The sequence below is a fragment of the Candidatus Woesearchaeota archaeon genome, from assembly GCA_027858315.1.
GTDB lineage: Archaea > Nanobdellota > Nanobdellia > Woesearchaeales > UBA583 > UBA583.
In genome coordinates this window covers 1-10,365 of the sequence record JAQICV010000055.1, presented here as the reverse complement: position 1 = coordinate 10,365, position 10,365 = coordinate 1, and the positions used below count along the sequence as shown (strand labels likewise).

Sequence of the window (10,365 nt, the reverse complement as noted above, 5' to 3'; positions counted from 1 at the left end):
TACTTCGTCTCCATCAAAAAGGTATACGATGTCAGGATCACCTTCTGTCTTTAAGTCTAGTCTTCCAACTATTCCTTTTTCACCCCTTAAAGTGTTATCTGATTCATGAATATCAGTATCTGTTATTTCTATTTTATCACCTATTTTTATCATTATTTCTCCCTGTATATTATTGTATATTAAGAGTATATAAATGTCAAGATATAATCTCACCTAGTAATAAGCTCTTTATTTGCTTCTGAGATAAATACTTATATTTAGCTTTTACACCGTTTAAATAACCTCTATCATCTAAGTTTCTAAATGAAGTTTTATCTATACTATTGTCAGCAATTAGATAATAATAGTATACAGATTTTGTTTGACCAAATCTTCTTATTCTACCTTTACTTTGGGCATAGTCTACATAGTTAGAAGTTATAGTCCAATGTATAGAAACTGAAGCTCCAGTTATAGTTACACCTGTACCAAGACTCATTTCATTAGTTATTAGTATTTTATTATCTTCTGTAGTATTAAACTTCTCTATAAGGTCAGTTTTAAACTTACTTCTAGTTATACCTTTAGGTATTTTAGTCTCACCACAATAAGAAACTACACCATATTTGCTTAATTTTTTATTAAGGTCTTTTATTAGACTAGGTGTTTTAACCCAAATAATAACTTTATCAAAAGGGTGATTTTCTAGTATATCTAAAGTAGCTTGGTATTTGACATTTTCTTCTATATTCCATTTAAAATCCTTTAGCTCTAAAGGGTATTTTTCCTTTAGTATATTAGGGTCAGCTAAAGCTTGTGTGAATAAGTTATAGTTACTTAGAAATCCACTGGAAGAGACACCCTCATCATCCTCTATCGAATTAGCAAGAATCATTTGTGAAACTTCTTGATAGAACTTAAAATGTTTTTCAGATAGCTTAACATCAATTTTATTATCATGTGTTTCTACATCTATAACAGTCTCACCTTTCTGAATATACTTACTATATAAAGGTTCAAGATAACTCTTCATTTCTTCTTTAATTTTTACTACTTTAGTAGAATAAGGCTTTTCTAACTCAGCTATAGCATTTAAAAATCTTTGATAGTTTTCACCTTTATGTGGAAAGTTATCAACTAGATCTGGAGCAACTACTGAAAGTTGTTGGAATATTTCTTCAAATCCTCGTCTGTATAAAGTTCCTGTCATTGTAACTACTTGTTTTGCAACTAGAGAAATCCCTTTAACATATTTATTGTTCTTACTCTTATGGGAAGAAATATGATGACTTTCATCTATTATCATAAAAAAATCTTTAGACCAAGATAGAAACTCCTCATGATAGTTATATTTTTTAGATTCTTTAATAGCCTTTAATGAGTATCCTTTCTTTTTAAAAAGATCTTCTACTAAACATTTTAAATTATTATAGGAACATATTAAGGCTTTGCAGTCATTATTCTCCCAAGGGTTACGGGCCTTCTTTGCATCAAATACATATATTTCTTCACGATTTAAGTCAGTAAACTTAACTAGTTCCGATGCCCAGCCATTTACCATTGAGTTTACTGTAACAATAAAAATCTTATCACATATTTTATTAGCTAGTAAATGATTAAATGCTGAGGCAGAAATATAACTTTTACCATAACCTACAGATAGATTTAGTATAAAGCCTTCATGAGATACAACATTATTAATAGCTCTAATTTGACCTCTATTTAGAGGAGGATACTTTAGTAAGTCCTTATCATATTTAACACCTGTCTTAGTTACCCACTCTTTATTCTCTAATTCTCTTCTAAAAGATAAAAGACTTCTCATATTACCTTCTACCTCATCTATGAATCTACATTTATTTATTAAGTTATCATTTAGATATAAGGAAAATAACTTCCAACAATAATCTTCTTTACACCACCAAAAACCTTCACCTTTGAGAAAACTATTACATTGTGATTTAACTCTCTCGCTTTGGTCTCTAGCTTTAGCTGTTATATAGTTATCTTTTGTTGAAAATATTATCAATTACTTTACTTCCTTTTTGTGTACTGCTTCTCAAACAGGTTGTCCAAGACGTCATTACTACTAATAACTCTTTTATCTATAGTTAAGGCTAAAGCTTGATACATACTATTTAATTTTAATAGATTCACTTTAGTTTTTAATAGATTATGTTCAAGAACACTCTTTGATATTTCTTTAAAAGCTATTAACTCCCAATTAGTTGTTAAGTTATATTTCTCTCTTTCCATTCTAGTATATATTGCTTCGTTAAAAACTTCAATACTTTTCTCTCTACAACCTTGTAAAAAGCCTTTCATGTTCTTAAAGTTATCTATGATATAATTAAACTTCTTAGGTGTCATTTGAGTATATCGACCTTCAATATTATCTGAAGCATCTCCATAAAAACTTTTATAGAAACATACTGCTGATTCTGTAGGCTTAAATTTATACTTATTTTCAAACTCACTTATAGTAAATATTTCTTTGTTATAAAATGAGTACCAATGTGTATTTTCAGATAAGTTTCCAGCCCAGTCCATATCAGTACTAATCATTAGATTCTTCTTATCTTTATCTCGTTCATATTCTAATAAAGGCTTTACCCAAGAGTCAGCTTCTATACTAGGTGTTCTTAATATATAAGAATTATCCATGTAATGTCTTAGTATAAACTCTAGATAGTCAAGAGATCTATAAAATGCTTTATGCTCTTTTTTTCTATTGGATTTATATCCTAGAAGTTTATCATCAATTTTCTCACCACCGTTTGAATCATCAAATAAGAAATATATTTTGCCACCTTCTTTAAGATACTTTTTAATATATGTTTGAATCCTTTCTAGTGATCCTGATATTCCTTGAGTTTGTAACTTAGTATTATTATAGATGGTCTGCATAGCAGAATCACCTTTGTAGGCTCTATGATAGAGGTTGTTACAGTCTATTATTAGTGTATCATATATTTTATTGTTTTCCATTATTTCTTACCCTCCTTCTTTTTATACTAGTAAGCATAGAGCATTACAGTAAATGCTATTAAACTTACTTTTAGAAGAGCTACTACCGTTGTTTACTTTTATAGTATTGTGATTGTCACTTAAAAATTCGATAGCCTCATATTCATTTTTTGCTTTAATCATGACATAAGCGTTATTAATAACATCATCAAATCTATAACCCTCTTCCCATAAATCATCATAAACCCATAATCTTCTCATATTTTTCTCCCTACTATTCTACTCATAAAAAGCTTCCTTATACATATCATAGATAAAAGCTTTAAAGCCACTATCACCATTTATCTCTTGTTGGAACTCTTCAACATTTTCAAACTCAGGCTTGATTCCTAGTTCAGAAACTTTTACTCTATCCTTAATATTTAAGTCTACTTCATATGAAAAGTCATCTAGTATACTCGTAGCTATTCCTACGTCTATTGCTAACATGCTATATAGTTTACTATAGGACTCTCCTACAAACTCCATAATTTTATGAGGTTCTTTCAACTCTATATCATGTGTAGATTTAACTCCTTTACTCTCATAGGTTAATGTTATTTTTTCTTTATCCATTATCTATTATTATTCTCCTTTTCTTGTTATTAGTATACTATTTATTTACTATAGAAGCAAGTTGTCCTAATACCTAACCAGTTATTCTTAGGTTAGCTTTAGAGCTTGCTTTAGTATAGGCTGCCAACTCTTCTGCTAAATTATATCCCTCAACTCCTGATACGTCTTGTAAGTCAATTTTAACTCCAGTAAAAGACTTATTATCATTTATCAAATATAAATTCTGACTTGCTCTTGATAGTAACTTTAAGTCAGAGGTTGAATAACTATTACCTCCACACAAACTACCACACCTACACACAAAATCACCTATACTTGAAGAATGGTAGTGTCCATAAAGCACCATATGAATAATTAAACCTTTATAGCTATGATTTAGTATTAACTTACCTAAACCTTTTTCAGCATCACCTTTTATGGTATGACCATGTGTAATTAAAAAGTTAAATCCATTAGGTAATTCTATTACTGATGTAATCTGATTATCAGGTACAATAAAATCTACGTTTTTTACACCTCTAAATAAGTGCCTAAGTGAATTAAAAATTAAGAAATCCCAGTTTTCACTTGCCGTCATTTCATTACTTTCCATATGATCAGATAATCTAGATTCATTACCTACAGCATTGACTACATGTAGCTTAAATCCTTGCTTTCTTAAATCTATTATTGCTTGCTCCAGTAAATAAGTTAGTAATAGTGATGCTTTAGAAACACTAGCACTTTGAGCTAACTTCTCACTTAGCCTTCTGCTAGAATTAACAAAATCACCTGTAAAAGCTATATAGACATCAGTTACTTTGACCTTCTTAAAATAGAATATACTCTCTTGTATATATTTCCTTAATCTCTTAGATAAGACTGTAAAGTCATATTCATTTAATCCATGCGTTTCTTCTAATAATATTATTTCATTTGCATGTATATCAGATATTTGAAGTACAGCATACTTGTTCTCAATAGTCTTTTTTATAGGAGGTAACTTTAGACTCTTTAGATCAACTTTATGAAAATTATCTAATATAGCATCAAACTTATCTTCTAGTAAATTATAGAGTCTTTCATTTTCTCTTTTTATTTTTACTTCAAAGTTTCTAGAGTCTCTTAATTTCTGAGTACTAGCAGACTTTTTTACTAAATTAGTAGTTAAATCCTCATTGGATAAGTCACACTCCTCTAGCTCGTCTATTTCTAGTTCAGCTTTAACCTCTGATATTCTTCTACAGTAAGAATTGTAAGCCATTAGTGAGCTTTGTTCTAGTGCAAACTCCTTATATAAACTCTGAAGTTTAGGTGTATCATAGTTTAATTCAATCAGTTTTTCTTGAATCCAAGTCCTATTTGTCAATATGTTCTCCCTCTTTTTTAGTTTAAAAGTCCAACCTTTTATATTAGGCTTATATACTTAGCTTTTGATTTAAAAAGTTTATAAGCTTCATCAGAGTCTTTATACAACACATTGATAAACTCCATTACAGGGATAGTAAACTTATATGTTTTCTTCCTGTTAAAATCAGAATGATCTATGATATTTATCTCGTTATGTTCATTATTAACTCTATATACAGTATACATTAGTTTTCTATCAGTTTCAACTTCAAGAGCTTCTATCTCATCTGGTGTATATTTTCTAAGTAACTCTTTAAAATCGCTAGTTGTATAGACCTTCTCGTCTCTATGATACATTTTAGGATAGAACTCTTTAAGATCTTCTATTATATCATGTATCATAGTCCTCGCACTTTTATTAAAATTGAACTCATATTCTAAAGGTTCTTCCATTAGACCACTATTATCTATAATTTCAATATACTCTGGATATATTGTATAATATAATGATAATATATTCTTTTCACAAAAGTTAGAAAACTTTCTATCAAACTTCTCAATACATGACTCTTTATTTACCATTTTTTTCTCTATTAGCATTTCTCATTTCCTTTTATTGTTTTATTTACAAATACACTTATTTGAATACTTATATAAGTGTATTTGTATTTTGAGCTCTATTTATCACTTAGTCTTTTAAAGATGATTTTAGTATCCTTGTCTTCACTATACATTTGACATAATATAGCATCCTTCTCAACACCTTTATTCATCTTAGTTCCTTGACCTACTTCAATAGTAACTAGATCACCCTCAATGTTCTTTAGATTTTTAGCAAATAAAGCACCTTCAAATATAAATGTAAAATCTTCTGGAATATTATTAGTAGATTCTAATTCAAACTTAATTGTAATTTTATCTTTACCTGCTGTATTTAATATAAGCTCCTTTCCTTTAATTGAAAAGTCAAGTCTATTATTAACTAAATCAGTTGTAAATGATTTTACAGAACTTAAGAAGTCAAGCATTTTAGTCTTATTAACTACAAAGCTTGTTTCATGTGTATAAAAGTCAATAAAAGCTTCTGACATAATATCAGGAAACTTCATATCTACTATGTGAGGTGTTATAATTTTAACGTTATTAGAAGTTTCTATGATATAATGGCTTTCTGTAATACTTAAAGTTACATCTGATTCTACTTGACTACTTAGAATGTTAATATAGTCTAATACATCTCTATGTATATTACAGTCTTCATAATCTCCTAGATCTAACATTAAAATATCTGATAATTCTGTTAGAACTGCAAGTTTTCCTTTAATTATTCCTGCATGGTGGTGTACTTGATTAGCATTAGGATCTTTGCTTACATAGGTTAATCCTAGTTTAAAAGCTTTTTCTAGTAATTCATCAATTTCTAATTTAATATCTACTTCATAATCTCTGTCAAATAGACTTGTAGGAATTATCTTAACATCTTCAAAGTAGGATAACTGAAACTTATTATCACCATTTGAAAAAGCTATTTTTCCATCTAAGTTGACTACATCTAATTCATCATACATATTACATACCGTTAAAAGTTTACTAGCATCTGTAATTAGTTTTTCACAAATACTACTATCATAATCCTCTACTTCTATATCAAAACATATGTTGATGTTGTTTGTGGATTTCATATAGATCTTTTTATTCTCAAAGTCTATAAGACAAAGTTGATTCACAGAATCGGCTGTGCTATAAGCTCTATTTATTAGAGCTTGGTTTTTAGTTAATGATTTTGTTGTAATTCTCATTTATTCTCCCTTATTTATATTTAATTAAAGTATATCATAGTTATAATAATGTTTCAAGTGTTAAATAAAAAAGCCTATCATCGGTTAAGATGTAGGCTTTTTAGTATTTGATTTTATGAAGTTAAAGAATACTCATTCTATAGATAAAGTACTCAGTACCTCCACCATAGGCAGAGTTCTCTTCTCCATCATCTAAAGCTATTTCTTTCCCTCTATCACCTTCAGGACTTCCTGTCTCTGAAATCATAAACTCATCAGCTTCCTCATTTGTTAAAACTAGGAACTCTGCAATATAGGTAGTGAAATAGTTATCTCCTATATCTTTTATATCCTTATTCTCATTAGAGTCTCTATCATAGTCCTGCTCTAGAACTAGGATCTTTACTAATATTAGCTTCCTTAATCTTTATCCTAGTTCCTCTTTTTACAACCCTTCCTTCGATTAAAGTATCCTTTGTTAATTTCATTTAAGTTAAGCTTAAATGATAATTTAATTTTTGTCTATAGTAATATAGTAACTTATGAGAAAAGTACTATTATATTAAGAGTATTTAAAAGAATGTTTATTTTTGATACTTTCAGTAGTTTTGTAGTGTAAAGTAACCTATTTTACAAATTGATACTATATTACTATAAGAAAGCAATTTAACACATTGTATTACATAAGCGAGCGTACTATAGATTATTAAGAACCTATAGAGAACCGAAGGACTATGAAGATTTACTTGCTTATCTTTTTTAGTCGTGTTACTTCGGTTCTCCATAGGTTTTTATTTAAGGAGAATATAATGGAGCAAGTGGTGGAGTTTATTTTTGCAAAGCCTGTTAACATGGATTATTTTGAATTCTCAATCAACAGCCTTGAGAGAGTAAAGTGGATTCAGAGAGATGAGTTAAGCCACTTTATCTCTAATAATGTTCCACAGAGTATTATTTCTATTGCTGAGATAAAAGAATTAGTTGATACTTATCAGTCATTTGTAATAGATAATACAAATAAAGAGTGGTATACGCTAGAGTTTGACTTTGATAAGAGAGATATAACAAACACGGTTAAAGCGAGAGAGAATGTCACTGAGAAATCTGACCCATTTACTAAGGTTATGGATAGGATAAAGAGTTACAAGTTAAAGATGTAATAAATTGGTGTGTCATTTTGACACAGTTTTAGGCATATTTTTAAATAAGTGAGTCATAATGACACAGTTTTATAGCTTAATTAAATATAATGTTTCTTTTTGACACACTTTTAAAATGAGATAGCCTCTAAGTGTGTTTAAAGTGTGTTAGAACTTGGCATAGAAATTGCAGTATATTAGTGTATACTGTGATAGGAGTTACAAATTAAACATGTAATCGACTTGAAACTTTTTAAGTAATAAAGTATGATTACTACTATTGTATAGACTGCAAAATGCTAGGGTTTATACAAATCTAATGGAGAGGAGCTACATAACAAAATGACTTGTGAAATTATTGATTGATATTAGAAAAAGAAATAGAAATAAATAATAAAAAACATCTCACAAAAAGATTCTTTGGCTTTTATAGTTCTAGTAACTTACCTTTAGAACTTAGAAATCTTATAACTAAGTTTATAGAGTTCTCAGATAAAAGTATTTTAAAATCTGAAGAGCAAACTAAGCTATTTACTGATATATGCTTAAATACTTTTACAAGGTGTGTTATTCAAAAGAATCACATTGAAGGCTATAAAGATAAAGAGGATAAAGACGGAAATCCTATACTTAATAAGTCTTTAGAGGATATACATAAGAATAATAAAGTTGTTGTTCCTTTGACTAACTCAGAGTTCTTAGATAAAGATAAGAAAGTATTAAATCCAATGTTTAAGTTTGGTAACACATCTTATTATGTAAAAAGAAAAGTTCTGGATGCTTTAACTACTCTAGGTATTTTCTATACAGAAAAAGGACTATTCTTAGGTGTTAAACATAAGGATAATAAGTGTACAAGTGTTAAATTAAATAAGCTTCATCACTTGAATAGAGAATTTACTAAATATCTTGAAGATAGCTCAACTAAAATTGAATATGAGGAGTTTATTAACCTTATAGGTATGATGTATAATCCTCAGTCTTTATCAGATCTACTTTGTAAGTTTGACTGGAATAACCTTAGTGTAATAGATAAAGATGGATTCTATAAAGCACAAGCTAATGTAGAAGATAAACTAAGAAGAAAATATGAAAGTCCTAAATCTGATATTTCATTCAGAAATAAAGCTACTAAAGATAAAGATAAAGTAAATCCTGATATGCATAGTATAAGCTATAAAGATCTTCCTATCATAGAGAATATTAACAATGCTTTTAAGTCTGATTTTTTAAAGTACCACTTATCCTACACTAGAAAATATCAAGTTTATTTAGACTCTAAAGACTCTTATGAAGTTGGAAGCAATGAACTAATACTAAATCAAGGTGGCAGATTATACTCAACATTTACAGGTATAGAAAAAGGTACTAGAAAATGGATTACTAAGAACTTAGGTTTAAAAGAGGTAGATTTATCAAGTGCAATGTTTCAAATTATATATGGTTATGTAAATGATGAACTATATGATGGAAGGTTCTATAATGCAATTGCAGAATCTATATTAAAAGAAAAGAATGTTCTTGACAATTTAGTTGATCTACAAAAAAACTTCATGATTAAACAACTAGCAGACTTAATAAAAGAAGAGACTTTACTAATCTATAATATGAATAGTGAAAAGTCTTACATAAATAGTATAGACAAAACTCTAGTAGATAGCTGTTTAAATGTTAATTTTATTAAAGAGCTTAAAAAAGATTATCCTAATTCAACAGTTAAAGAAGCTATGAAACTAGAAGGTTTATTAAATAATGATGAAACTAGAGATGAGATAGAAATACATAGATATAAAACAACTAAAAGAAATAATAATTTTAGAAATAACTATAAAAATGACAATATGAAACTAATGTTCCTAGACTATTTAGGTAATAAGACTATATCAGCAAAGTCTATAATAAGGGCTGTTAGAAGAGAGTTTCCTGAGTTATCACAATTTGAGTTTACTTCTAACTGGCAATTTTCCCAGAATATAGAAAGTGAAATGATAGTTAAAGTATCAAACTCTATGAAAGAAGATAAATTAACTCCTTATAGCTGTTATGATGCTGTATATGTTCCTAGTAACATGATATCTAAATATTCTCAACTAATGGATAAGTTCCTACTAGAAAGTATTAGAGAGTTTAAAGAGTCTAAAGCTACTGAATTATTAAAAAGTAAAGATGCCCTTAAAGAAGTTACAGATAATCTTTTACTAATAAATAATAGATCAATAACTAAAAACACTACTATAAAACATAGAAAGCTTCTATCAAAGTATAGATACTTTGTAAACTTAATTCTTGGTACCAATCATAAGTCTCAAAAGAATGAGTATAAAGTCACTAATTCAATTTGGAATGATAATGATTTGTTACTTATGGATAACTTAAGTAATACTTCAGAATCCTTCTTAAAACATAAGATTACTAATTACTTAAATCATTCTTTGAACTTTGAAACTCATAAATTCTTATTATCTATGTATATTTATACAACTATTACTAATAAAACACTTTTAAAACTAGAAGTAATAAATAATAAAAGTTTAATTAAACAGAAGCACTATAATTAT

10 protein-coding genes are annotated in these 10,365 nt (G+C 28.2%); 2 read left to right on the top strand and 8 right to left on the bottom strand.

Features of this window, described 5'->3' with window-relative positions:
• Positions 1-196: 196 nt before the first annotated feature.
• From PF569_04950 to PF569_04915, 8 genes are all read right to left on the bottom strand, one after another.
• Positions 197-2,008, bottom strand: coding sequence for an SNF2-related protein (locus PF569_04950; protein MDA3855582.1), 1,812 nt, complete (start codon positions 2,006-2,008; stop codon positions 197-199).
• 5 nt (positions 2,009-2,013) lie between these two features.
• Positions 2,014-2,967 (bottom strand): hypothetical protein, encoded by a 954-nt coding sequence (locus tag PF569_04945; protein ID MDA3855581.1) that lies wholly within the window; start codon positions 2,965-2,967, stop codon positions 2,014-2,016.
• 21 nt (positions 2,968-2,988) lie between these two features.
• Positions 2,989-3,207: a hypothetical protein gene (locus PF569_04940; GenBank protein MDA3855580.1), complete on the bottom strand. Its 219-nt coding sequence runs from the start codon at positions 3,205-3,207 to the stop codon at positions 2,989-2,991.
• Between the two features lie 18 nt (positions 3,208-3,225).
• Complete coding sequence (locus tag PF569_04935) at positions 3,226-3,561, bottom strand: hypothetical protein (GenBank protein MDA3855579.1); 336 nt, start codon at positions 3,559-3,561, stop codon at positions 3,226-3,228.
• Between the two features lie 73 nt (positions 3,562-3,634).
• Positions 3,635-4,909, bottom strand: a complete 1,275-nt coding sequence (locus PF569_04930; GenBank protein MDA3855578.1) for a hypothetical protein — start codon at positions 4,907-4,909, stop codon at positions 3,635-3,637.
• Between the two features lie 38 nt (positions 4,910-4,947).
• A complete protein-coding gene (locus tag PF569_04925) occupies positions 4,948-5,472 on the bottom strand; it encodes a hypothetical protein (protein MDA3855577.1) in 525 nt (174 codons plus the stop codon).
• A gap of 95 nt (positions 5,473-5,567) precedes the next feature.
• Positions 5,568-6,689 (bottom strand): hypothetical protein, encoded by a 1,122-nt coding sequence (locus PF569_04920; protein MDA3855576.1) that lies wholly within the window; start codon positions 6,687-6,689, stop codon positions 5,568-5,570.
• A gap of 121 nt (positions 6,690-6,810) precedes the next feature.
• Complete coding sequence (locus PF569_04915) at positions 6,811-6,936, bottom strand: hypothetical protein (GenBank protein MDA3855575.1); 126 nt, start codon at positions 6,934-6,936, stop codon at positions 6,811-6,813.
• Positions 6,937-7,477: 541 nt separating this feature from the next.
• Between PF569_04915 and PF569_04910 the strand changes: the two genes are divergently transcribed.
• Both PF569_04910 and PF569_04905 read left to right on the top strand, forming a co-directional pair.
• Positions 7,478-7,828, top strand: a complete 351-nt coding sequence (locus PF569_04910) for a hypothetical protein (protein MDA3855574.1) — start codon at positions 7,478-7,480, stop codon at positions 7,826-7,828.
• Between the two features lie 341 nt (positions 7,829-8,169).
• Positions 8,170-10,365 (top strand): hypothetical protein (locus PF569_04905; GenBank protein MDA3855573.1); only part of this gene is annotated, 2,196 nt, incomplete at its 3' end.